At 64.6% G+C, this 24,508-nt stretch carries 22 protein-coding genes; 14 read left to right on the top strand and 8 right to left on the bottom strand.

Translation table 11 applies throughout. The annotated features are described in order from the left end of the window. Positions 1 to 12: 12 nt before the first annotated feature. Positions 13 to 3,309 carry a DUF7507 domain-containing protein gene (locus IE92_RS0109930; RefSeq protein WP_162178502.1) on the bottom strand — a complete coding sequence of 1,099 codons (3,297 nt, stop codon included), beginning with the start codon at positions 3,307 to 3,309 and terminating at the stop codon, positions 13 to 15. Between the two features lie 338 nt (positions 3,310 to 3,647). Between IE92_RS0109930 and IE92_RS0109925 the strand changes: the two genes are divergently transcribed. From IE92_RS0109925 to IE92_RS0109890, 8 genes are all read left to right on the top strand, one after another. Continuing rightward, positions 3,648 to 4,673, top strand: a complete 1,026-nt coding sequence (locus tag IE92_RS0109925) for an AAA family ATPase (RefSeq protein WP_043321562.1) — start codon at positions 3,648 to 3,650, stop codon at positions 4,671 to 4,673. A 7-nt stretch (positions 4,674 to 4,680) separates the two neighbouring features. After that, positions 4,681 to 5,556: a DUF58 domain-containing protein gene (locus IE92_RS0109920; RefSeq protein WP_030148342.1), complete on the top strand. Its 876-nt coding sequence runs from the start codon at positions 4,681 to 4,683 to the stop codon at positions 5,554 to 5,556. Continuing rightward, positions 5,543 to 6,040, top strand: coding sequence for a hypothetical protein (locus IE92_RS0109915; RefSeq protein ID WP_030148341.1), 498 nt, complete (start codon positions 5,543 to 5,545; stop codon positions 6,038 to 6,040). The genes IE92_RS0109920 and IE92_RS0109915 overlap by 14 nt, the downstream gene beginning before the upstream one ends. Next, a complete protein-coding gene (locus tag IE92_RS0109910; RefSeq protein ID WP_030148340.1) occupies positions 6,031 to 7,020 on the top strand; it encodes a vWA domain-containing protein in 990 nt (329 codons plus the stop codon). The genes IE92_RS0109915 and IE92_RS0109910 overlap by 10 nt, the downstream gene beginning before the upstream one ends. After that, on the top strand, positions 7,017 to 8,021 hold the full coding sequence (locus tag IE92_RS0109905) for a vWA domain-containing protein (protein WP_030148339.1): 1,005 nt from the start codon (positions 7,017 to 7,019) through the stop codon (positions 8,019 to 8,021). Before IE92_RS0109910 ends, IE92_RS0109905 begins: the two co-directional genes overlap by 4 nt. Further along, complete coding sequence (locus IE92_RS0109900; RefSeq protein WP_030148338.1) at positions 8,021 to 8,785, top strand: hypothetical protein; 765 nt, start codon at positions 8,021 to 8,023, stop codon at positions 8,783 to 8,785. The genes IE92_RS0109905 and IE92_RS0109900 overlap by 1 nt, the downstream gene beginning before the upstream one ends. Further along, positions 8,779 to 9,876, top strand: a complete 1,098-nt coding sequence (locus tag IE92_RS0109895) for a hypothetical protein (RefSeq protein ID WP_030148337.1) — start codon at positions 8,779 to 8,781, stop codon at positions 9,874 to 9,876. Before IE92_RS0109900 ends, IE92_RS0109895 begins: the two co-directional genes overlap by 7 nt. A 168-nt stretch (positions 9,877 to 10,044) precedes the next feature. After that, positions 10,045 to 11,742, top strand: coding sequence for a SpaA isopeptide-forming pilin-related protein (locus IE92_RS0109890; RefSeq protein ID WP_156027495.1), 1,698 nt, complete (start codon positions 10,045 to 10,047; stop codon positions 11,740 to 11,742). Positions 11,743 to 11,805: 63 nt separating this feature from the next. Here IE92_RS0109890 and IE92_RS0109885 read toward each other — a convergent pair whose 3' ends face one another. Beyond that, positions 11,806 to 12,639, bottom strand: coding sequence for a sulfurtransferase (locus tag IE92_RS0109885; protein WP_030148335.1), 834 nt, complete (start codon positions 12,637 to 12,639; stop codon positions 11,806 to 11,808). Between the two features lie 281 nt (positions 12,640 to 12,920). Between IE92_RS0109885 and IE92_RS0109880 the strand changes: the two genes are divergently transcribed. Further along, positions 12,921 to 14,078 carry an MFS transporter gene (locus IE92_RS0109880; RefSeq protein WP_051701622.1) on the top strand — a complete coding sequence of 386 codons (1,158 nt, stop codon included), beginning with the start codon at positions 12,921 to 12,923 and terminating at the stop codon, positions 14,076 to 14,078. Between the two features lie 7 nt (positions 14,079 to 14,085). Next, positions 14,086 to 14,625 carry an NAD(P)H-dependent oxidoreductase gene (locus IE92_RS0109875; RefSeq protein WP_030148333.1) on the top strand — a complete coding sequence of 180 codons (540 nt, stop codon included), beginning with the start codon at positions 14,086 to 14,088 and terminating at the stop codon, positions 14,623 to 14,625. 139 nt (positions 14,626 to 14,764) lie between these two features. Here IE92_RS0109875 and nrdF read toward each other — a convergent pair whose 3' ends face one another. From nrdF to nrdH, 4 genes are all read right to left on the bottom strand, one after another. Then, the gene (gene nrdF / locus IE92_RS0109870; protein ID WP_030148332.1) at positions 14,765 to 15,739 is read right to left on the bottom strand and encodes a class 1b ribonucleoside-diphosphate reductase subunit beta; all 975 of its coding nucleotides are present in this window, start codon (positions 15,737 to 15,739) and stop codon (positions 14,765 to 14,767) included. Positions 15,740 to 15,907: 168 nt separating this feature from the next. Further along, a complete protein-coding gene (gene nrdE, locus IE92_RS0109865; RefSeq protein WP_051701623.1) occupies positions 15,908 to 18,013 on the bottom strand; it encodes a class 1b ribonucleoside-diphosphate reductase subunit alpha in 2,106 nt (701 codons plus the stop codon). 23 nt (positions 18,014 to 18,036) lie between these two features. Then, a complete protein-coding gene (nrdI, locus tag IE92_RS0109860; protein ID WP_030148330.1) occupies positions 18,037 to 18,441 on the bottom strand; it encodes a class Ib ribonucleoside-diphosphate reductase assembly flavoprotein NrdI in 405 nt (134 codons plus the stop codon). Positions 18,442 to 18,697: 256 nt separating this feature from the next. After that, the gene (gene nrdH, locus IE92_RS0109855) at positions 18,698 to 18,931 is read right to left on the bottom strand and encodes a glutaredoxin-like protein NrdH (protein WP_030148329.1); all 234 of its coding nucleotides are present in this window, start codon (positions 18,929 to 18,931) and stop codon (positions 18,698 to 18,700) included. A 387-nt stretch (positions 18,932 to 19,318) separates the two neighbouring features. Here nrdH and IE92_RS0109850 point away from each other — a divergent pair, with 387 nt between their 5' ends. From IE92_RS0109850 to IE92_RS0109840, 4 genes are all read left to right on the top strand, one after another. Next, complete coding sequence (locus IE92_RS0109850; RefSeq protein WP_030148328.1) at positions 19,319 to 20,524, top strand: MFS transporter; 1,206 nt, start codon at positions 19,319 to 19,321, stop codon at positions 20,522 to 20,524. 116 nt (positions 20,525 to 20,640) lie between these two features. Beyond that, positions 20,641 to 21,570, top strand: coding sequence for an alpha/beta hydrolase (locus IE92_RS0109845; protein ID WP_030149641.1), 930 nt, complete (start codon positions 20,641 to 20,643; stop codon positions 21,568 to 21,570). Positions 21,571 to 21,679: 109 nt separating this feature from the next. Beyond that, a complete protein-coding gene (locus IE92_RS18945) occupies positions 21,680 to 21,823 on the top strand; it encodes a hypothetical protein (RefSeq protein ID WP_245601290.1) in 144 nt (47 codons plus the stop codon). Beyond that, positions 21,817 to 22,965, top strand: a complete 1,149-nt coding sequence (locus tag IE92_RS0109840) for an acyl-CoA dehydrogenase family protein (protein WP_030148326.1) — start codon at positions 21,817 to 21,819, stop codon at positions 22,963 to 22,965. The genes IE92_RS18945 and IE92_RS0109840 overlap by 7 nt, the downstream gene beginning before the upstream one ends. Before the next feature lie 14 nt (positions 22,966 to 22,979). On the opposite strand, the gene IE92_RS0109835 is transcribed toward IE92_RS0109840, so the two are convergent. Beyond that, positions 22,980 to 23,438 (bottom strand): hypothetical protein, encoded by a 459-nt coding sequence (locus IE92_RS0109835; RefSeq protein WP_030148325.1) that lies wholly within the window; start codon positions 23,436 to 23,438, stop codon positions 22,980 to 22,982. Between the two features lie 210 nt (positions 23,439 to 23,648). Continuing rightward, positions 23,649 to 24,500, bottom strand: coding sequence for an SDR family oxidoreductase (locus IE92_RS0109830; protein ID WP_030149642.1), 852 nt, complete (start codon positions 24,498 to 24,500; stop codon positions 23,649 to 23,651). Positions 24,501 to 24,508 lie beyond the last annotated feature (8 nt).

The raw sequence follows: 24,508 nt of genomic DNA, 5'->3' as shown, positions 1-24,508 counted from the left end.
GTCAGCCGGAGGCTAGTTCACGGCCCGCCGACGGCGCAAACCGGCAACGATTGCACCACCCAGCAGGAGCGCTACGACACCGCCGAGCGCGATCAGAATGCCACCTGGTCCGGCACCGGTGAGCGCGAGCCCCCCGCCCTCGCCGGTGCCGGTGGAAGGCCCCGGACCTGCCGACGGGGCACCCGAGGGTGAGGGACCAACCGAGGGGTCCGGGCTAGTCGAAGGATCCGGGCTCACCGAGGGATTCGGCGTAGACTCATTCCCATCCTTTGCCGTGTACCAGGACTGATCGGTCACCGCGGAGGGCTGCGCACCCGCGGGCAGCGGCTTCCCGTCGCCGCCCACGGCAACACCAACCGCCGTCACGATGTTGTGGTACTGGCCGTCAATCGCCGTGGAATGCGCCTCAAACTCACGCGAGGCCCCCGGCGCTAGCGGACCGGACTGCTTCGAGGTGGGAGTGAGCGTGCCGGTGCTTTTATCACCCGCGCTCCACTCGTCGTGCAGGGTGAGGTTATCCAGCGTGACGTCGCCGGTATTGGTCACCGTGTAGGTGAAATGAACGCCGTCCCCGGTATATACCTGGGCACCCGGTGCCGACTCAAAGTGTTTACCGTTGGTGAGCTTGCGCACGCTCAGCGCCGGGCTCGGGTCGGCAACCACGGTGGCTGAATTGGTGTCAAACGACTGCTGCGAACCGCGGTAGTTCCCGGTAACCGTGGCCACGTTCACGGATTTCTTCTCCCAGCTCACCGATGCGTCGGTCGGGGTCCGAGTGGAGTATTGCAGGGTGAACAGCGTCGCCTCGGGGATGTCGCCGAAGTTCACACGGAACGCGGTTGCGCCGTGGAAATCATCACTCCATGTACCGTTACTCGCCGTGGTTGCGTCGGGTGAGTACTGAACGTTGGCACCGTTCGGCAGGCCCTCGACCGCCGAGTCAAGGGTCAGCGAGAAGTCTGATCCGCGCCCGTCCTGCGCCTGCGGCAGCCGGTCAAAGAGGATCGCATCGGTGACCGGTCCGGACAGAGCGTTGACCCCCGATATCTGCCAGGTTGAGGATTTCCCCGCACGCGTGGTTCCGGATGTTCCCCACTCTCCGGTGGTCGTGCGCACCTGCTTGGCTAGGATCAGGCCACCGGCGGCAATGACGTTGGAGGTTCCCGTCGCCGTCGCGATTTTCGGCAGTTCCGATTGGAACGCAAACCGGTCGCTCGCGGTGGTCACCCCATAGGTTGAGGCTAACGTTCGATAGGTGGGGTCATTGGTGTAGGCCCAGGTGCTCGCTGGGGCTCGCGTTCCCGCGTACTGATACGCCTGAGGTAGCACCTTCACGGGCACGTCGTACTGCCACATCCATCTGTCATAGGGCAGCGTAGGCTGCCCGGTGATGCTGAAGGAGGACAGGGTGTCAAAGGTGAAGTGCACAACCTGATGCACCCCTTCCGCATCGGTGACCGCCGATGTCGAGATGGTCAGGCCATCGCCGGGCCGGGGAACCTTTCGCCCGGTGAAGATCTCGGTTTCGGCAACCGGGGTCACCCCCACGGCCGCATCGTAGGATACACCGACGGGAAGTACCAGGTTCAGCACGGAATCGTCAAAGCTTCGAGCGCCCGAATCCCAGTTGGCGATGTTTGCGCGGTAGCTCGCGGTGGATCCCACCGGCAGCGTGGCCGGGGCAATAATATCGGTGGACACCGGGAGCGCATCAACAATGGTGACGGCGGAGGTCGCCTGGCTGGACAGGGTCTGCCCGGATGAGGTGAGGCCACTCGTGGTGACCCGCTCCTGGTAGGGGCCTCCCTCGGTCCCCGCCGCCGGGGTGGTACCGTCCACGATGTTGGCAAATGCGGGCCGGACCAGCTTGTTGAAGCTCAGCTGAGAATTCTGCGGAATATCGTGCGTCGCCGTGCCAAGCACCTGGATTCGCCAGCCGGTGACCCGGTCCCCAGCGGCTACCCGAATGGGGTTGGCGCTGATGGGGTTGCCGTTGGCATTCGCCCACACGGCGACGTTTGCCACGGTGGAGGTGTCCCATGCCGACGAGGATTCAAGCAGCGTCCAGTCGGCATTTTTCTCGGTCTGGTAGAAGAAACGCATCGGCAGCTTCAACCCGATCAGGTTGGACGACACACCAATATCGCCGCTGAGGAACTGCAGGTGGTTCCAGGCGTCGGCATCCTGGGCCGAGGTGCGACTGCTGGATTCCATGGTGAGGGTGTGCAGCTGATCGCCGTCGCCCGAGGGGTTCACAAAGCTCCCCACGAATGACACGCTCTGGTTGACGGCACCGTTGGTCATCGTGCCCGCACCGGCCCAGGACGTGGTGGACTTGGGCTGCGGATCCCGGAGCACCTCCCCCTGTGCGGTGGCCGTTGCCGTGGGCATCCGGTTACCTGCCGCATCGGCGAGGTCCAGCGACACGGTGTTCACCGGCGGTCGGGTTCCGGTGACGAAGTGCTCGCTGGGGTAGTTCACCGCGAGCCACACCCGCGCCGCGTTTGAGTTGACCTGAGGATTCTGCACGGCATCCGCGCGATAGGTCGCGGTGGTGGATCCGTCCGGATTGGTAGCAAACTTCCACTCCCCGCCGAGCTCACCGTTGCGCGAGTAGTCAACCACGGTGGTACCCGCCGGCAACACGTCGGTGAATGTCACCCCGTAGGCAAAAAAGTTGGTTCGGTCATTGCCGGTTGTGTCATTAACTTTGAAGTTGTAGGTGACGGTTCGATTGTCCGATCCACGCACCGTGGACGCCGTCTTAGTGGGGACAAACTTCTGGGTACCGGTCACGGCGGTCTCAATCTTCTGCGCATCCGGTGCGGTTAGGCCGTCGGGGCTGTTTCCCACGATGCGGGTTGTGAAGATCGAACTGGCGCTGAGGCGATCCAGGTTGTGTGTCTGTGCCACGGTGAATCGAAACTCGGAAAGGTTTTGAGTGACCGGTTTGAGGACAAATGTGACGGTGTTTCCACTGATCCGGGTGGAGGCAACCGGCGAGGCACCGTCGGTGGGAACCGCGTCGAAGGTGAGGGTGGGATCCAGGGTTGCGGTGAGCTCAACCCCCTCGATTGGTTCGAGGGCCCGGGCGCTGGGAATACTCAGCGTAACCCCGTAGGAAAACGCCTCATAGGCACGCACGGATGCATTGTTGGGGCCCACAACATCAACCGAATAGTTGGCCGTTGCTGCCCGAGCGGGCACGGTGAAGGCGAACACGGCGGCGAGCATCGCGAAAACCGTGATCAGGCTCACCAATATCCGGGGCACGCGAGCGGGTGGGTAGTGCGGATGAGGGGAGCTCATGCTTCCTCCTGGGTAAGTGCATCGAGCGGTATGCGCAGACGGGGCTCGTGTGGCACCCTCGACACGGGTCGGGTGGGTGTGGATCTCTGGCACGTCGCTCGCAAATAACAAACGTTTGGTGCGGCGTCGAATCACCATACCAAAATCGAGTACATACTCGCAATTAGGAATTTTCCGTGCTCTTTCCGTCAATCACGCTCCTATACGCGCCTTCGGCTCGACATCTCCCAGCCGCCCCGGGTATCGTGGCCGAGTGGGCATCCGGGAGGGGAATTCCGGACTCCTCGAAATCATCCGGGTGCCGAGCCGCCCACCTGCGAAGGGGAATGCCACCAGCTATGACCGCATCTACACCCGCCGCGCCCACACCGGCCCACACCCTCCCCACCGAGGCCGAGATGGCCCGCGCCCGGCAGATCATCGGGGTCATCTCCTCCGCCTATGGTGCACGCATGGTGGGTCAGGAACGCCTGCGCGTGAGCCTGCTGGTGGGGCTGCTCGCCGGCGGTCACGTGCTGCTGGAGAGCGTCCCGGGCCTCGCCAAAACCACCGCCGCGAGCACCCTCGCCGACACCATCCGGGCACGGTTCCGCCGCATCCAGTGCACCCCCGACCTGCTGCCCAGCGACATCACCGGCAACCAGGTCTTCGACGTCAAAACCGGAAACTTCCGCACCGTACTCGGCCCGGTGCACGCCAACTTTGTGCTGTTGGACGAGATCAACCGCTCCAGCGCCAAAACCCAGAGCGCGATGCTCGAGGCAATGCAGGAGCGCCAGACCACGATCGGCGGCGAGGTGCACGCGCTGCCGAGCCCGTTCCTGGTCATCGCGACCCAGAACCCGATCGAGCAGGAGGGCACCTATGAGCTGCCCGAGGCCCAGATGGACCGATTCCTGATCAAGGAGATTGTCCAGTATCCGAGCCCCGCCGAGGAGCTGGAAATCCTCAGCCGGATCGACTCCGGGGTGCTCGACCCGCAGGCTCACGGCGCCGGGGCCGTGGATCTGGAGGACGTGGTGTTCCTGCAGGATCTGGCCCGCCGAGTTCACGTGGACCCCGCGATCCGCAGCTACATCGTCTCGCTGATCTACGTGACCAGGCGACCGGGTGACTACCTCGCCCCCGAATCCGCCCGCGCCCTGCGCTACGGCGCCAGCCCGCGCGCGAGCATCGCGTTCCTGCAGGCGGCTCGCGCACTCGCGCTGCTCTCCGGCCGCAGCTATGTAATCCCCGATGACGTAGTCACCCTGCGCCACCTGGTCCTGCGCCACCGCGTGCTGCTGACCTTCGAGGCCGAGGCTGATGGAATCCGCAGCGAGGACCTGATCGATCAGATCTTCGCCGCCGTTCCCACCCCGTAGGGCCTCTGTGAGCACACTTCTTCGCAAGGTCAAGGCCAGACTGTTTCTGACCTCCCCCCGCCGCAGCGCCCACCCGCTCGAGGGTGCGCACGCCGCGGTGCTGCGCGGACGCAGCCTGGATTTTGACGACCTTCGGGTGTATCAGCCCGGCGACGAGGTCCGCGATATCGACTGGCGTGCCAGCGCCCGCAGTAACCAGGTCCTGATCAAGCGCTATATCGCGACCCGGCGTCAGGTGGTGAGTCTGACGCTGGACACCGGGGTCACGATGGACGCCCGCGCGACCGATGGAACCCGCAAACGCGATCTGGCGCTGCTGATCGCCGGGGTCCTCGGCTACCTTTCGCTGCGTCACGGTGACGAGGTGGGAACCCGCTTTGCAACCGAAACCGGGCTGCACCGCCAGCGCGGTGCCACCTCGGAGGGACGGCTGGAACTCGCCCTGCGCGGGGCCCGGGACCGGGTCGCCGGGGCCGAGTTCACCCGCGAACGCCTGCTGGACTCGATCGTTCGGGAGGAGCGCGGTCGTCGGATCCTCACGATCATCACCGATGAGACTCCGATCGGCGACGCCGAGGAGCGACAGCTGCGCCGGCTCCGGGTGCAGCACGACCTGGTCTGGATCACCGTGTGTGAGGCTCCGCTGCTGGAGACCGCCCGAGACACCCCCGTGGATGTCCAGACCGGCTGGGCGGTCCCAACCTTTGCCCGGTCCGACACCGCCCTGATCGAGGAACTGGCCCGCGCGGATGCCGCCGAGCGGGAGCGACGCATCGCCCTGCTGAACGCCCTGTCGATCACCAATCAGGAGATCCGCACCGAAGCCGAGGTTGTTCCCACGCTTCTCGACATGCTGCGACGGAAGCATCGTGCCCGTCGATAACAACCTGTACCCGCCGTATCAGTACCTGCCCGGCTGGTTTTTCCTGGCGCTCGCGGTCGTGGTGGTCGTGGTGGTGGCGGTCCTCATTGTCGCCCGGCTGACCCGGCCGCTGGTCGAGGCACCCCGGCGGCCATCGGTCCCGGCCACCGATCCCGCCGTCCTGACCGCCCAGGCCTACGGGGCCCTGCGCGCCGAATATCTGGGCCGCCTGGATCAGATCGAATCCGAGTATCGCGCGGGCACCCTGCGCCCCCACGATGTGCACGCCCGGCTGAGCGGCCTGGTGCGCTCCTACGTCAACGAGTACAGCGGGCTGGAGGCACCGGTACTGACCTTCACCGAGCTCTCGCGCCGCGGGGTCTCGCCGGTACTGCTGGATGCGCTCGGGCGCTACTACTACCCCAGCCAGTTTGATCCGGATACCATGGTGGATCCCCTCGCCGGGCTTGCTATCGCCCGTCAGGTGGTGAACACATGGACCTAGCATCCCCCTGGCTGCTACTGATCACGCTGGTGATTCTCGGGGCCTCGATTACCGTCGGGATTCTGCTGGGCAGGCATGACCCCGCCGTCCGGACCGGTGCCGATCCGATCGCCGTCTCGCGGACCGACCGGCTGCGCTCTCTCCCCCGGTTCACCTCGGTGGTACGTACCCGCACCCGGCTGCTCGCCGGAATCCTGGTGCTGGGGTTTGTGGCGATCGTTTTTGGCGGGATCCTGGTGGCCCGCCCCACCACCGAATCGGTCACCCGTCCGCTGTCCCACAACCGGGACATCATGCTGTGCCTGGACGTCTCGGGGTCGATGACCGACGTGGACGCCGAGGTCATCGAGACGTTCCTGGAACTCAGCAAGGGGTTTGATGGGGAACGGATCGGGCTGACGATCTTCAACAGCTCGGCCGCACAGGTGTTCCCGCTCACCGATGACTATCAGCTCGTGCGCGAGCAGCTCACCGCGATGAAAAAATCCCTCACCGATGACACCAATTTCTCCCCCGACTACTGGAAGGGAACGCTCAACGGCACCGGCGCCTCGCTGATCGGCGACGGGCTGGCCGCCTGCGCGTTGCGCTTTGACCACATCGAGACCGACCGTTCCCGCTCGCTGATCTTCGCGACCGATAACGAGGAGTACGGTGCCTCGATCGTGAGCCTGCAGGAGGCCGCCGGCTACGCCACCCAGAAGCAGATTCGGGTGTTCACCCTCAACCCGGTGGACGGGAACGATGCGGGCAACACCGAAACGCTCCGGGCGGCGACCGAGAGCACCGGCGGGGCCTACTACCCGCTGCGCGCAACCACCGCGGTGAGCGATATCATCGCCCAGGTGCAGTCTTCCCAGGCGCGGGCGCTGCGCGGGGAACCACGGGTGATCCGCGCCGATGATCCGGCCCCGTGGTCCGTGGCGCTGCTGCTCGCCGGCGGCGGTTTTGTGGTGCTGGTGTGGAGGTTCCGACTGTGATTTTTCAACCGGTTCTCCACCCGGCCCTGCTACTGGTGTTCCTGATTCCGCTCGTCGTGATCGCGAGTATCGGGCTGGGTCGATCCGCCGCCCCGGCCGAACGCTGGCGCTGGGTGGGGCGCATCGGCATGGCGATCCTGCTGGCCACGATCCTGCTACGACCGGGACTGCCCGGTGGCAGCGCCGAAACCCTGAGCGCCAACACCGATGTGCTGCTCGTGGTGGATACCACCGCGAGCTCGATCGCCGAGGATTGGGGGAGCGATCATCAACCCCGGCTGGACGCGGTCAAGAAGGACATCCGAGCGATCATGGACCGCTATCCCGGCGCCCGCTTCGGCCTGATCACCTTCGACCGTGAGGCCGAGATGCGGGTACCCATCACCGCCGACACCACCGCACTCAGTTCGGCGGTAGAGGGGCTCACCCCCGAGGTAACCCAGAACTCGCGCGGAAGCAGCATCGGGGTGGCCGCCACGCTGCTGAAGGACGCGCTGGAACTGATCCGTAACTCCACCGAGGCGCGCGGTCGCCTGGTGTTCTACTTTGGCGACGGCGAGCAGACGGTGGATTCCACCCCCGAGTCTTTCGCCGACTCCGCCAAGCTCACCGATGGCGGCAGGGTTCTCGGATACGGGACGCAGCAGGGTGGCAAGATGCGCCAGACCACGGGCACCGTGGACGGTGGCGAGGCCCCCTACATCGAGTATCAGGGGCAGCCCGCGCTCGCGGTCATCGATCAGGACAACCTGCGCACCATCGCCCAGCAGCTCGGAGTGAAATACGAACTGCGTGAGCCCGGCAAGCCGCTGGACCTCCCCGAGCCTCCGGCCACCACCTCGGGCACCGCGAGCACGGGAGGACACGTGGGCACGGCAATCGAACTGTATCCGTATGCGGCGGGCCTGCTCGTCGCCCTGCTGAGTGTCGAGATGGCGAACGCCCTGGCTCAGCTGATCCGCCTGCGCCGCGGTGCTCTCACGGCGGGGAAGGAACGCTGATGTCCACAACGACGCGCACGGTAGCCGAGCGCAACCTGCGGCGGGCCCGCGTGCGGCTGTGGACCACGGTCGGGGCGATCCCGTTTGTGCTGGCGGGATTGCTGCTGGTGATCAAGATCCTCAGCATCTACGCGTTTGCGCACCTGGCCCTGCTCAACGTGCACGCCGAGCGCTACTCGGAGAGCGCGGCGGCCGCGCGTGGACTCGCACCCGTGAACATCTTCGAACCGTTCAAGGCCCCCTTCGACCTGAGTGTGGGACTGGCCGAGGACGGACTCCTCAAGGAGTCTCGGGAGCAGCTGGAGGCGGCGCTGCCGCGCACCCCGGGCCTGGCGATCTGCACGGTGCGGATCAACCTGGCGATGGTGATTGAGCGTCAGGGGGATCGAGCCACCCAGGACAAGGACGTGGCCGGCGGGCAGAAGTTCTATCAGGAGGCGCTGAAAACCATCGTGGAGACCTCGCCGAATTGCCGCACCCCCGAGGCGGATCGGGCGTCCTCCGACCCCTCGCGCAGCATGGATTCGAGCCTCACCACCACCGAGGAGTCGATTCGCGGCAAGATTCTGCCGCCCCCGCCGCCCGAGCAGGGTGACGGCTCGGATTCCCCGCCGCCGCCCCCGGAGGAGACGCCGCCACCCCCGCCCGGCCCTTCGGATGATCAGCTGGAGAAGCTCAAGAAGCAGCTCGAGCAGGGCGATCAGGAGCGCGGCAACGGCGGCACCGACCAGGGTGGCAACCCGGATACGGAGCGACCATGGTAGCCGGCAACGATCCCTACCTGGGTGGTAGCGAGGGCGCGCCGCCGCCCCCGCCGCCCGGCGGTTACCGGGGCAATAGCCGGGTATCTCGGCTGATGCACCCGGCGGCACCCCCGCTGCCCGCACCTGCGGCACCGGCGATTCCGGTGCCGCGGCCGCCCTCGTCGCGGACGGCAAAAATTTTTGGGGCCATCGTCATCGCGCACGCGCTGTGGCTGCTGTTCCGGTTGCTGCTGCCCGGCGCCGGCAGCTACTACTTCACGGTGGGCGCGATCACCGTGCAGGTCCTGATGCTGATCGCGGCCGTCGTGATTCTGGTGGGTCCGCGCGGTCGCCGACTGGGGACCATCGCGCTGGTCGTGACGCTGGTGGTGAACGTGGCCACGGTCGGCTCGGTGTCCGCGCTGGAGAGTGCCCAGAGCGGAAACTACGACGACTATAAGACCGCCGAGCAGCGTAAATGGAACGCCTATCCGGGGATCCGCGGGGTCGATCCCGCGGAGATCCTGGAGAAGCCCTCGCTCGAGGAGGACATCGCGCGCACCGACGATCTCAACGCCAAATTACGGGCGGCCCTCAGCACCGAGTTCGGCATCACCTGGACGATGCACGGCAAAAACACCCTGCGCAATAACCGCAACGGGTACGGGGGCGAGTCGATGCTGGTGGACTTCAGCGGACCGGTCTGGACGAGTGATCGCCCGATGCAGTCGGTGGCCGACAAGCGCCGACTCCGGGACGTGGTGACCCGGGTGATGATGCAGAACGGCGTCTCCCGGACCGTCGTGACGAGTGACCCCAGCTTTCAGCCCGATCCCGGCAACCTGGAGCGTTTCTACGGCAGCGCGAATCCCGATCAGCAGCACACGTGGGCGATGGTTTCGGTGGATCGCCAGATTAATTTCTACGTCGACGTGCGCATTTTCGATCTCTCCAAAGACCCGACCGGAACCTTCCGCACCGAGCGGGAGGGGCAGTCGGCCCGCGACGGTACGCCGCTTGAGGGCATCCAAATCTCGGCCCGCGGCTACGAACTGCTCGGTTCCGACAAGCGGGACGAGTTCATCGCCAAGCTCAAAACATTCGGACAGTAATAATTTCCGGTTTCCCCGTCATAAAACCGGGACGGATGGATCCTGTTGTGTGAACCGGCCCCAAATTCCGGTTCCGGCGTTGTGCCCCAAGCATGCCCCCTGCATGCGTCGCGGGGCACAACGTCGTTATCGATGGGGCCCCTCATCTACAGACTGGACACTCAGTACATGACCCTTGTGAATCGCTCTTCTCGAAAACGGCTGTCGGCACGCAGGCTGCTGAGCGGCGGCATCGTGGCGGCGCTTGCGGCGCTGTCGATTGGCCTTGCCGCCCCCGCATCCGTTCAGGCAGCCGAACCACAGCCGCAGGGTTGCGGTTACGGCACGGGCGGTCCCCTGGCCGAGACGATCTGCTGGATTGATATGGCACAGTTCGACTCGACCCAGGCGCAGTCCCCGCAGGGACAGGCCATGTCGGTGGATCTTCCCGGTGGGCTCACCATGAGCTTTACCGCCAAGCTTGCCGCGGGAGCCGACGGCCTGCGCCCCCTCGCTCCGGTTGCATTCCCCACCTGGTCGGGCACTCCGATCGGCAACAGCGCCTACGTGGGCACCCCGGGCAAGCCTGCGCTTTACCAGGTACCCGGGCGCAATGGCGGGTGGCTCGGCGAGGTCACTCTGGATAACATCTCGGTGTCGCACAAAGGGGTTCCGCAGACCGCAGGATATGCGTTTGTGATGGCCGATGCGGAATCTAGTAATAAGTACGAGGGTCTGCGATTCACCTCGACCTCTCCGATCACCCAGATCGCGAATATCACGCCCGCAGGCTACCAGCCCGCCTGTGGGGCGCAGCTCACGGGCCTCGACACCACTCAGGTGACCTGTATGGGACAGGGAGTGCGTAACGCCGGAGATATCGTCACCTCGACTCAAAGCCCCACCCGGGTGAGCATTGCACTGCACAATGACAACGATCCGGTGGGCAATGTGGCCACCACCCGGCAGGGCATGGCATTCGGGGTGATGTTCTCCAAGGTTCAGGCCACCAAGGTGGTGGAGAGTCGGTACGCCCCCGCCGACCAGTTCACGGTCTCTACAACCGAAACCTCCACCGGTGCCACCATCGGCACCGCCACCACCGCCGGAACCGAGGCCGGGGTAACCACGGGTGAATCAACCATCCTGACCCAGGTTGAGGGCACCCGCGTCACCTTTGCCGAAAAGATCTCGGGCGATGCCGATGCCACGCTGGATCACTACCGCACTCAGTGGGCCTGCACCCGAAATGGGACGCCCGTACCCGCCGATCAGCTGACGGCGTCGGGTACCAGTCCCAGCGTGACGCTGGGGGTATCGGTGGGAGATTTTGTCGCCTGCACGGTCACCAACACGGCCAAGCTCGGTTCGGTGACCTGGAATAAGGTGGACCGCGATTCTCAGCGTCTCGCCGGCTCCGAGTGGGCCCTGACCTCCCCCGATGGGACCGTCACCCGCATCGTCGATAACGGTGCTGGTGATGAAAATCCCGCGGTGGGCGAGCTCTCGGTGAGCGGGCTGCCGTGGGGGCAGTACCGTCTCGAGGAGACGCGCGCGCCGGAGGGCTTCGAGCGGCTGACCGATGTGCTGACCTGGAACGTGGATGCAACTCATCAGGAGATCGCGCTGGGCAACATCGTCAACCTGCCCACGCAGCCGCCGGTCCCCTCCGATCCGCCGTCGGTCCCGCCGACCCCCACGACCCCGCCGGCTACCCCGACGGTGCCGCCCACCACGCCGCCGGGATCGCCGACGCCCACGCCGTCGACACCGCCGGGCCTCGCCTCAACCGGAGCAGGGGGAGTTCTGCCGATGACTCTGGTGGCCGGACTGGCGCTGCTCGCGGGGATCGGGCTGACCATCCGCCGTCGCGCTCAGCGAGGCTAGTCTCCCTTTTGGTAAAAACCCGCCGCTACGGTTCACGTAGCGGCGGGGTTTTGGTGAAAGGAACTACGCTCCCGTGGCCACCGGTCGCTGGGGATCGCGGGACCAGGCGCTCCAAGATCCGGCGAAGATCGCCGCGGGCAGTCCCGCCTCGGCCAGGGCCAGGGCCGTGTGGGCGGCGGTGATGCCCGATCCACAGGTGGTTCCGATCTGCGCTCCGGGTACGGCACCGACGCCGGCGAAGACCGCGCGCAGACGCTCGGGATCCAGGAAATGGCCGTTGTCCAGGTAGGTTCCCGAGGGGACGTTAACGGCACCGGGAATGTGTCCGGCGCGGGGGTCCATCGGTTCGCTCTCGCCGCGGAAGCGCTCCCCCGCCCGCGAGTCGATCAGCACGCCCGAGGTTGCCAGGGATGCGGCCGCATCGGCATCCAGGACGGCGTTCTGGCCGAGCTTGGTGAGCACCAGGGTCCCAGGTTCGGGCGTGACCTCTCCGGTTTCCAGCGCCCTCTCGTCGGCGGTCCAGGCGGCAAGGCCCCCGTCCAGGACCCGGAGGGTAACAAATCCGGCGTCGGCTAGTACCCACCAGGCACGCGCCGCGGGCAGCGAGGCGAACGTGTCGTACGCCACCACGGTGTCCCCGGGGTTCAGCCCCCAGCGGGTCACGGCGGTGTTGAGGATGTCCAGGGTCGGCAGCGGGTGCCGTCCGAGCGCGGGATCCCCGTCGGGATCGGCCAGCTCGGTGTCCAGGTTGACGTACACGGCACCGGGGATGTGTCCGGCCAGGTAGTCGTCGTGGCCATCGGGCTTGTCCAGCCGCCAACGCACATCCAGCACACGAATGGGGGTTTCGGATTCCAGAAGGGCGGCCAGCTCGGCCGCGCTGATGAGGTTGCTCATGTGCCCACAGTAGTGCGCCCCGGCTGAATGAGCGCCCACAACTAGCGTTGGCACAACGGTCTTTTCTGAGCACGCGATTACCCCTACGACGACGCCCAATCGTCCGTGCCGGTCATGGCGGTCAAAAAGGTGGGCTAATTGGCTCATCGTCGCTACCGTGAGGAAAGTACGAAAATTTACGTACTATGTCGCTTGCGGAAGGAAAACCCATCATGGCAACACGGGTCAAACAAGAGAGTGATAGTTCCACCCTGAGGTGGTCACTGACGGCGGGTGCAACGGTGGTTGCCGTCTTTGTCCTGTCGAACGCCCCCACCCCGCTCTACGTGCTGTGGCAAAACGCCTGGGGGTTTTCCTCAGGTACCCTGACCGTCGTGTTTGCCGCCTATATGGTGGGGCTGATCGGAGTTCTCAGCGTGGGTGGCCGGATCGCCGACCGCTTTGGACGCCGTGTGGTCCTGCTTCCGGGTATTGCCGCCGCCATTCTGGCGAGCGTGTTGTTTCTCTACGCGCCGAATATTGTCTGGCTACTGGTCGCGCGGCTGTTTGCCGGGGTCGCGGTGGGAGCCGCGGTAAGCGCGGGAATGGCGGCGGTCGTAGATCTTGCCCCGGCCACACGAAAACACTCGGGTTCGCTAATCGCATCCACATCGATGGTGTTTGGATCCGCGCTCGGCCCGCTGCTCTCCGGTGGAATCACTCGGATCACCACCGACTACCAGCGCTGGGTGTTTACCGTGGTTCTTGTGCTCACCACGGCGGCCCTCATCCTCGTGTTTTTCCTCCCCGCTCGACACACGCCGGCGCCTCGAGATGGACCGGCCAATCGACGCTGGTCGTGGCCGGCTCCACCGGCCAATCGTCGACGTGAACTGATGTGGGGTGTAGCCGCGTTTGCCCCGGGCATTACCGCGACCTCGTTTGTGCTGTCTCTGGGACCCTCGACACTCGCCCACATTGACGGCTCCTCGAGTCCCCTCCTATCCGGAGCGGTCGCGTGTGTCATGTTCCTCACCGCCACCGGGGTGCAGTTTGCCTTGTCGAGGATGAGCTCACGGTCTCATCTCGCGCTCAGCTCGCTCTGCGCGATTGCCGCAATGGTGTGTTTGGCTCTGTCTGTGACGCTTGTCAACTCGTCCGCGCTGTTTTTAATCGCGGCCATCCTCGCCGGAAGTGCACAGGGTACCGGACAGCTCGGGGGTCTCACCCTGATCGCAACCCGCATTCCCTCGGCGCGTCGAGCGGAATCAAATTCCGTGCTAAACATCTCCGGGTACATTCCCGCGGCGATCCTCCCCGTGTCCACCGGTTACCTTGTGGACGGCATCGGTCTCCCCGGCGCCGTTCTCTGCTTCGCGGTGGTGTTAGGTGTGTCCGCTGCCATATCGCTGATAACCACCCGGATCACAATGCCCGTGTCATTTGCGACCGAAGGATAGCGACTCTATGCCCTCCACCCTTGTAGTTGTCGCCCACCCGGATCTCGCCCGATCCAGGATCAGCTCTGCCTGGATCACCGCCCTCCGCGACGATGGACGGGCCACGGTTCATGTCCTTACCGAGATTTTGCAGCAGCCCGGTTTTGATGTGGAACGGGAAAAAGAACTTCTCGTGGCGCACACGCGCATCATCCTGCTATTCCCGTTCCACTGGTACAGCGCCCCGGCTATCCTGCATAGTTGGCTGGACCTGGTCCTCGTCCATGGATGGGCGTACGGCCCGGAAGCCACAGCACTCGCGGGGAAGGAGCTCGCCCTGGCCGTGTCCACCTGGTCTACGGAGTCTGACTATTCAGCGAGCGGGAGATACGGTTACTCTATGCGGGAACTCACTGCCCCATACGAGGTCACGGCGAAGCGTATCGCCATGGTCTACCTCCCCGCTCACATTCTCAACGGTGTCGGCCGGGTAACCGATGAGGAGCTCCGTACAAATGCATCAGCCCTGGTCATCTGGGCGAATACAGATCCGGCGAAGAGTCCGTGACGGCCCAAATGCACATGGCATCCGCTCAGCTTTCCTTATTCGCGGAGAAGCTCCGGGTGGCAATGGGACTCGCAGAAAGCCCCGGAATCGCACTGCTGCGATTCCGGGGCTTTCCGTGTTGTTGACGAAGCCTAGATGCTTAGAAGTCCCAGTCCTCATCCTCGGTCACGACGGCCTTGCCGATGACGTAGGAGGATCCCGAGCCACTGAAGAAGTCGTGGTTCTCGTCGGCGTTCGGCGAGAGCGAGGACAGGATCGCCGGGTTCACGTCGGTGACGGTCTTCGGGAACATGGCCTCGAAACCGAGGTTCATCAGTGCCTTGTTGGCGTTGTAGTGCAGGAACTTCTTGACGTCCTCGGTCAGGCCGACGGAGTCGTAGAGGTCCTGCGTGTAGTGAACCTCGTTCTCATACAGTTCGTACATCAGGTTGAACGTGTAGTCCTTGAGCTCCTGCTGACGCTCCGGGGTCTCCTTGTTGAAACCGATCTGGAACTTGTAGCCGATGTAGTACCCGTGCACGGCCTCGTCACGAATGATGAGGCGGATCAGGTCTGCGGTGTTGGTGAGCTTTGCACGGCTCGACCAGTACATCGGCAGGTAGAAGCCCGAGTAGAACAGGAAGGACTCCAGCAGGGTCGAGGCGACCTTGCGCTTCAGGGGGTCGTCACCGTGGTAGTAGTCCAGAATGATCTGGGCCTTCTTCTGCAGGTGCGGGTTCTCGGTGGACCAGCGGAAGGCCTCATCGATCTCCTTGGTCGACGCCAGGGTCGAGAAGATCGAGGAGTACGACTTGGCGTGCACCGACTCCATGAACGCGATGTTCGTGTAGACGGCCTCCTCATGCGGGGTCAGCGCATCCGGGATCAGCGAGACGGCGCCCACGGTGCCCTGGATGGTGTCCAGCAGGGTCAGACCGGTGAAGACCCGCATGGTGAGGAGCTTCTCCTCGGGGGTCAGCGTGGCCCAGGACTGCACGTCGTTCGACAGCGGCACCTTCTCGGGCAGCCAGAAGTTGTTGACGAGGCGGTTCCACACCTCGACGTCCTTCTCGTCTTCGATGCGGTTCCAGTTGATCGCCTGGACGGCGTTCACCAGCTTGAGTTTCTCGGACACGTTTTTCCTTTACCTACGATCAGAAATCAAATGCTATCGGTACGGGGGTGCCGCGTGCACGTCCGGGGACGTGCACACGGCGCAGCGGGGGCTGCCTGGCTTCAGAGACGAAGCGCTACAGCATGCGCGCTGTTACAGCATGCATACGCGTTACAGCATGCATACGCGTTACAGCATGCAACTGACGCAGCCGTCAACCTCAGTCCCCTCGAGCGCGAGCTGGCGCAGACGGATGTAGTAGATCGTCTTGATGCCCTTGCGCCATGCGTAGATCTGAGCCTTGTTGATGTCGCGGGTGGTGGCGGTGTCCTTGAAGAACAGCGTCAGCGACAGGCCCTGGTCCACGTGCTGGGTAGCGGCGGCGTAGGTGTCGATGATCTTCTCGGCACCGATCTCATACGCATCCTGGTAGTAGTCCAGGTTGTCGTTGGTCATGAACGGCGCGGGGTAGTACACGCGGCCGAGCTTGCCTTCCTTGCGGATCTCGATCTTCGAGGCGATCGGGTGGATCGACGAGGTCGAGTTGTTGATGTAGGAGATCGAACCGGTCGGCGGTACGGCCTGCAGGTTCTGGTTGTAGATACCGTGCTTCATGACGGAGTCCTTGAGCTCGGCCCAGTCGGCCTGGCTGGGGATCTCCACCGAGGAGTTCGCGAACAGCTCGCGCACCCGCTCGGTCTCGGGCAGCCACTCCTGGGTCAGGTACTTCTCGAAGAACGCACCCGACGCGTAGGTGGAGTTCTCGAAGCCCTCGAAGGTCACGCCACGCTCGATGGCGATCTTGTTGGAGGCACGCAGCGCGTGGAACAGCACCGTGTAGAAGTAGATGTTGGTGAAGTCGATGCCCTCTTCGCTGCCGTAGAACACGCGCTCACGAGCGAGGTATCCGTGCAGGTTCATCTGGCCGAGGCCGATCGCGTGGGACTTGTCGTTACCGTCCTCGATCGAACGCACCGAGGCGATGTGGCTCTGGTCGGACACCGAGGTCAAACCGCGAATGGCGGTCTCGATGGTCAGGCCGAAGTTCGGCGAGTCCATCGCCAGGGCGATGTTCAGCGAGCCGAGGTTGCAGGAGATGTCCTTACCGATTTCCTTATACGACAGGTCGTCGTTGTAGGTGGTCGGGGTGTTGACCTGCAGGATCTCCGAGCACAGGTTCGACATGTTGATCCGGCCGGCGATGGGGTTCTCGCGGTTCACCGTGTCTTCAAACACGATGTACGGGTAGCCCGACTCGAACTGGATCTCGGCGATGGTCTGGAAGAACTCACGCGCGTTGATCTTGGTCTTCTTGATCCGCGAGTCATCCACCATCTCGTGGTACTTCTCGGTGATCGAGATGTCGCCGAAGGGGATGCCGTACACGCGCTCGACATCGTACGGGGAGAACAGGTACATGTCCTCACCCTTCTTGGCCAGCTCGAAGGTGATGTCGGGAACCACAACACCCAGCGACAGGGTCTTGATGCGGATTTTCTCGTCGGCGTTTTCACGCTTGGTGTCGAGGAAGGACATGATGTCCGGGTGGTGGGCGCTGAGGTAGACCGCACCGGCACCCTGACGCGCACCGAGCTGGTTGGCGTAGGAGAAGGAGTCTTCCAGCAGCTTCATCACGGGGATGATGCCCGAGGACTGGTTCTGGATCTGCTTGATCGGAGCGCCGGCCTCGCGGATGTTCGAGAGGGACAGGGCCACGCCACCGCCGCGCTTGGAGAGCTGCAGCGAGGAGTTGATGCCGCGCGAGATCGACTCCATGTTGTCTTCGATCCGCAGCAGGAAGCAGGAGACGAGCTCGCCGCGCTGTGCCTTACCGGAGTTCAGGAAGGTGGGGGTCGCGGGCTGGAAGCGACCGGCAATGATCTCCTCCACCAGGTTGGTCGCCAGGGCTTCATCGCCATCGGCCAGACCCAGTGCGGTCATCACGACGCGGTCCTCGAAACGCTCCAGGTAACGCTTTCCATCGAAGGTCTTCAGCGTGTAGGAGGTGTAGTACTTGAACGCGCCCAGGAAGGTCGAGAAGCGGAACTTCTTCGAGTAGGCGAGGTCGTTCAGGCCGGTGATGAACTCGAAGGAGTACTTCTCGATGACCGCGGGGTCGTAGTATTCCTTCTCCACCAGGTAGTCCAGACGCTCCTTGAGCGAGTGGAAGAACACGGTGTTCTGGTTCACGTGCTGCAGGAAGAACTCACGGGCTGCTTCGCGATCCTTGTCGAACTGGATGTTGCCATCCGCGTCGTACAGGTTGAGCATCGCGTTCAGCGAGTGGTAGTCCATGCCCTGCGCTACCGGTGACTCGGTCAGTGACGGTCCCAAAATTCTTCCAATCCATCGTGGACAACCTGTACGTCGTCCGGAGTGCCAAATAGTTCGAATCTGTACATCATCGGAACCTTGCATTTCTGCGCGATGATGTCGCCGGCGAGGCAGTACGCCTCACCAAAATTGGTGTTACCCGCGGCGATCACGCCACGGATCAGGGATCGGTTTTCCACGTCGTTGAGGAATCGGATCACCTGCTTCGGTACCGCACCCCCGTGTACTCCGCCTCCGTATGTGGGCAGAACAAGAACGTAGGGTTCGGTGACCTGGAGCGCCGGATCCCGCGCATAGAGCGGGATTCGCGCGGCCGGCAGGCCCAGCTTTTCAATGAAACGGTGGGTATTGCCGGAGATACTGGAGAAGTAGACGAGATTTGTGCTCATCGGGATCCCTCCAAGGTGAGAGCACCATGAATCGGTGCCGGTGGTGCTGTGCCCGGCGGCGACTCCCCCTGGTAGGTCGGTCGCGGTCAAACACACGGGTGAATTCGTTCCCTCAACGAAGCACCCGGGGAGGGCACCACACACCTCACAAACGGAAGTCCTAAACGATCCGAACGATGGTTGCGTGGTGGCGACGCGATGGCGTCGCGGTGTTGGTCAAGCGCGGTTCGGATGTCCGAAACCGCCTCGCACCAACCTAGGCGAGGCGAGCGGCCAGTTCCTCGATCTTGTCCGGGCGGAAGCCGGACCAGTGCTCGTCATCTGCGATGACCACGGGGGCCTGCAGGTAGCCCAGAGCCTTGACGGCTTCGAGGGCGTTTTCGTCGGCAGAAACGTCGAGAACCTCGTATTCGAGGCCCTTGCTATCAAGCGCGCGGTAGGTCGCGGTGCACTGGACGCAGGACGGCTTGGTGTAAACGGTAATCGTCATCTTCGCAGTTCCCCTTTATCTCTAATTTGTTGGCTTGTGCGGCAACTTGTGCCCCGCCTTCAATACTACATCTAGTTGCTCGATCTGTCTCGTACCCCAAGGGGTAGTAGTTGCACCAATGTAGTTATCCACCGGGTTGTCCACCGTTTTGGAGAGTTATCCACCGTTCATCCACGGGGTTTTCCACAGTTCCTGTGGGCGGACTACCCCGTGGTTTGGGGGCAATAAACGCCGTGACCGGCGTGTCTTCGATGGCCCTCACACTACGCGTCACCCCCGACATCATTTTTAGTCATACGGCACCCCCGCGGCGTGTCTTACGCCTCGCCACACTCGGGCCGGATAACCCACCACAACGAGTTCGGCATCGGCGCTTACAATTAACATATGAGTGCATATTCGAACCTCCTGGCGACCCCGGGAGTCGGTCGAATCATCACCGCCCAGCTCGTGGCACGCTTTCCCTTTGGAATGCTTTCGCTGGCCTTCCTCCTACACGTGGAGCAGGTCACCGGGTCCTACGGCAAGGCGGGCCTGGTTCTAGCCGCCACAAGTATCGGCCAGGCGGTTGCGGGACCCCTGACCAGTCGCTGGATGGGAGCCTGGGGAATCCGCCCGGTCCTGATCCTCACGACCGCCGTATGTGCCATTTCCGGCACCTCGATCGCCCTGATTCATGGCGATGTCGGCATCTACGTCATCCTCGCCGTGATCTGCGGGCTGAGCACACCCCCGGTCCAGCCGGCGGTGCGCACCATCTATCCCAAGATGGTCAACTCCAAGCAGCTGACCCCGCTGTTCTCCCTCGACGCCTCCGCCCAGGAGATCATCTGGGTCCTGGGCCCGGTGATCACCACCTTTATCGCCACCCAGATCGGTACCCAGTGGGGCATCCTCACCGCGATGGTCATGCTGGTGGGCGGTGGCCTCTGGTTCATCGTGCTGCCCGAGGTGGGCCGCGTGCGCATCCCGCGCAGCAAGCGCAAGTTTGGTGTGGTGCTGCGCCGCCCTCCGGTCATGCTGGCCACCATCGTTGGCTTCCTGCTGATCGGTGGTGTCGCGGCCGTCGAGGCGGGCGTGGTGGCCACCTTCGGCCACGACGGGATCGAGGCGGGACTGATCCTCGCCGTCTTCTCGATCGGAAGCCTGTTTGGTGGCCTGGCCTCCGGTGGCATCCCGATCGGCCCGTGGGCCCTGGGACGCCGCATGGCCGTGGTCTTCATCGGTGTCGCGCTGGCGATGTTCTTCCTCAACTTCTGGGGCCTGGCGATCACCCTGCTGATCGCCGGACTCGGCATCGCCCCGGCCCTGGCCGTGCTGTTTGCCATCGTGTCCTCGAGCGTGAAGTTCTCCGACACTGCCGAAGCCTATGGCTGGGTGGGAACCGGACAGCTGATCGGTTCGGCCCTGGGATCCGCCGCCGCCGGATTCATGATCGACCACAACGGCGAGCAGGGGGCCTTCTGGGTCGCCGGCGCGTTCCTGGCGCTGGGCACAATCGTGCCCATGCTGGGCAAACGCTGGCATCCCGACCTGCGCAATCGCGAGGTCGGGCCGATGCCCGACACCGAGCCCATCCGCATCCCCTCCTAGTTTTGCCCCGACCGCCCCGGCCCTCCTGGACCGGGGCGGTCGGCGTTGGGGCTGCCGAAGCATCGTGGGACGCCGTGTGCGTTTCGACCGGCCTCTCCGCGTGATAATCTGCGCTCATGAGCACGACCCCGGAATCCCCCGTTTCCCTGCACCCGGACATGCGCGCCTGGCTCGAGGCTATCCGCGCGGATAACGGACCGAACTGCCGCGAACTCGGCGTCGAGCGAGTGCGTGGACGCGGGGCCGACCGCGCGGCTGGCCGTGCCCCGGGACCGGCAATGGCCGAGGTCTTGGAGGCCACGGTCGGTGCCGATGTGCGAGTACGCACCTACGTTCCGGCCGAGGCGGATCCCGAAACCAGCATCGTTTATCTGCACGGAGGCGGCTTTGTGGTGGGCGATCTGGCCTCCCACGACGCCCTGTGCCGACGCCTCGCCGTGGCCACCTCCACCGCGGTGATCGCCGTCGACTACCGCCGCGCGCCCGAGCACCCGGCACCGGCCGCCGTGGACGACGCGATCGCCGCCGTCGCCTACGCCCGTACCCGAACCCCGCGCATCGCGCTGGCCGGAGACAGCGCCGGGGCGGCCATCGCGCTCCTGGCAACCGCGCGCCTGCTGGCCCGGGGTGAGCGGGTGCACGCCCTGCTGTTGGGCTACCCGATGACCGATATGACCCTCTCCTTCCCCAGCGTCGAGAAGTATGGAACCGGGCACGGACTGGATACCGCGGACCTGGAGTGGTACATCGAGCAGTGGGTGCCCGCGGGTATCGACCGGGGTGCGTCCAGCGTGTCCCCGATTTCCGGTTCGATGATCGGGTTCCCGCCCACGCTGTTGGTCGCGGCCGAGCTGGATCCCCTCCACGATGAGGGCATCGCGTTTGCCCAGCGCTTGCAGGCCGCCGGCACCCTGGTGAGCGTGCGGACCGAGCCGGGACTCCCGCACGGTTTCCTGGTGATGGTCGACGCGCTGGAGCCCGCACGAGCCGCCAGCGAGCGGGCCTTCGCCGAGTTTGCCGAGTTGCTCACAGCCCTGCACAGCTAGCTTTTTCTCCACAGGTTTCGCGGACCGATGCGAGTGGATAGTGGTCGGCGTATGGTGGGATTCATGACCGAAAACACCAGTCCTACCGCCGCCCCTGGCGTCTCTGCCCTTGCCTCTGCGTCTGCCTCTGCGTCTGCGTCTGCGACTGCGTCTGGGTCTGCGCCAGCGCCAGCGACTGCGTCTGCGCCAGCGCCAGCGACTGCGTCTGCGCCAGCGCCAGCGCCAGCGCCAGCGTCAGCCGAATCGCTGCTGACCGCGGAGGTCCTGGCGGCGATCCACGCCCGCGCGGCCGAAAACGACGCACACAACGCCTTTTTTGATGCTGACCTGGCCGATCTCACGGCGGCCGGCTATCTGAGCGCCGGTGTTCCGGTTGAACTCGGCGGTTCGGGGTTTGGTCTGCCCGAGCTCAGCCGCGCCCAGCGGCTGCTGGCAGGCGCGGCACCGGCCACGGCGCTGGCCATCAACATGCATCAGGTGTGGGTTTCGGTCGCGCGCTACCTGTACGAGCGCGGAGACTCGAGCCTCGACTTTGTGCTGCGCGGGGCGGTCGCCGGGGAGGTGTTTGCGTTCGGCGTGAGCGAGGCCGGGAATGACCTCGTCCTCTTCGATTCGGACACCGTTGCCGAGCCCGACGGGACCGGTGGCTACCGCTTCACCGGCACCAAAATCTTCACCTCGCTCTCCCCCGCCTGGTCCCACCTGGGCACCATGGGCCGTGATAACTCCTCACCCGATGCCCCCAAGATCGTTTTTGGTTTTGTGGCCCGCGACAAAAACGTGGTTCACCGCGACGACTGGGACACCCTGGGAATGCGGGCAAGCCAGTCCCGCACCACCGAGCTACACGGGGCGTATGCGCCGGCCGAGCGCGTGGTTCGCCGGCTCGATGTGGGCCCGGGCGGGGATCCTCTCATCTTCGGCATCTTTGCCGCATTTGAGGTCCTGCTGGCCTCGGTCTATACCGGAATCGCCGAGCGGGCGTTGGAACTCGCGGTGAAGACGGTCACCACCCGGCGTTCCAAAAAGTCCGGACGCCCGTATTCCGACGATCCCGACATCCGCTGGCAGATCGCCGACGCGGGTCTGCTGATCGACGCGATCCTTCCGCAGCTCGCGACCATCGCCCGAGACTTCGATACCGATGCCCCGCATGGCGCGCGCTGGTTCGCCCAGCTCTCCGGGCTCAAGCATCGCGCTACCGAGCAGGCGCGTCGGGTGGTGGACCACGCGATCCGGGTGTCCGGTGGGTCCAGCTACTTCAGCTCCAACGAGCTGTCCCGTCTCTACCGCGACGTGCTTGCGGGAATCTTCCACCCCTCGGATGCCGAATCAGCGCACGCCACCGTGGCGTCAAGCCTGCTGGGACCGATCGGAGCCGCCGATGAGAGCTAACGAGCGCTAGAGCACTAGCGGATCTGCAGCCCGTTGGAGTCGTAGAACACCACGCCGGGGTTCTCGCGAACGTAGCGGGCCAGGGCGTCGCGACCCTCGACGGTCATCGGCGGCCAGGTCCAGTTCTCCACCTCGGGGAGGTTCGCGGCAACCGCGTGGAACAGTTCAAACTCCACCCCGGTGCCCAGGTGCTTCTTGGGGATGACCACCTGAACCACCTGCGCGCGGGTGAACACGGTCATCACCTGGATGCGCGAGCCGGTCTTGTCATCGCGCAGGATGTACTCGCGGGCGCCGGGCTCATCAGCGGGGATCTGCACGATGTCGAACCGGTTCGCGTCGGCAACGCCACCGCGCTCGGTGGGGGTACCCGAGGTACCCCGTTCGGCAAACACCGAGCGGGACCGGCGCAGGAACAGCACCAGGACCACCGCCACGATCGCGATACCCAAAATCAGGCCGATGGTTCCCATGATGATCCCTTTCGCCACGCAGCAAGATGGTGGGCACTCGCGCCACCCACCATCCCAGCCTAGCGAACCGTGCAGACCGGCGCCGGTCTGCAGTACTACTCAGCACCGGTCAGCAGTACTACTCAGTACCGGCCAGCATTACTACTCAACGCGGGTCGATAGTGCTGCCCGGCACTGGTCAGTAGTACCACTCAACGCTGGTCGACGGTGTTATTCGGCGCCGGTCAGCAGCGCATCAATCCCGGTTGCGGGGTTGCCGGTGAGCAGCCGGATGTCGTCGGTCACCACGTCGAACTCGCCCGCGGCGATTGCCGTATAGGTGGACACCCAGGCGTCCTCCTGCCAGCTCGGCACCCCGTAGTGGGCGCGGGAGGCGTAGGCCTCCTCGACGGTCTCGTTCTCGAATCGGGTGGGGGTTCCGGTGTGCCGGGTCAGGGCCTCGGCCACCTCGGCGAGGGTGATCGAAGCGGGTCCGGTCAGCGTGTAGGTGTGTCCGCGATGCGCCGCCGGATCCAGCAGGATTCGGGTAGCCACCGCGGCGATGTCGCGGCGGGCCACCGCGGCCACCCGGCCCTCACCGGCCGGACCACGGATGACGCCGTCGGCATCGGCAAAGCTCACCAGGGCATCCAGATAGAAGTTATCGCGCAGAATCGTGTAGTTCACCCCGCTGGCCCGCAGGTGCTGCTCGGTGGCCCAGTGGTCCCGAGCCAGCGTAAACACCGAGTCCTCGGCCGCGCCAACAAAGGAGGTATAGACGATGTGGGTGACCCCGGCCTCGGCGGCCGCGTTGATCATCCCGATGTGCTCGGCCACCCGGTCGGCGCTCTCCGCCGCGGACACCATGAATAGCACGTCGATGCCGCGCAGCGCATCCTTGGCCTCCGGGGTGTGACCATACGATGCGGTGGCGATACTTGCGCCCTCCAGCCGCGGAGCTCGGCCGGCACTGCGCACGATCAGGCGTTGCTCGCGTCCGGCTTCGGCGAGCGCCGCCGCGACCGCACCTCCCAGTGCACCGGTGGAACCCGTAACGGCAAGGCGAGCGGAGGGAGCAGACATCGATGACC

Source organism: Mycetocola saprophilus, from assembly GCF_000718085.1.
Lineage (GTDB): Bacteria > Actinomycetota > Actinomycetes > Actinomycetales > Microbacteriaceae > Mycetocola > Mycetocola saprophilus.
This window is presented reverse-complemented; position numbering and strand designations above follow the sequence as displayed.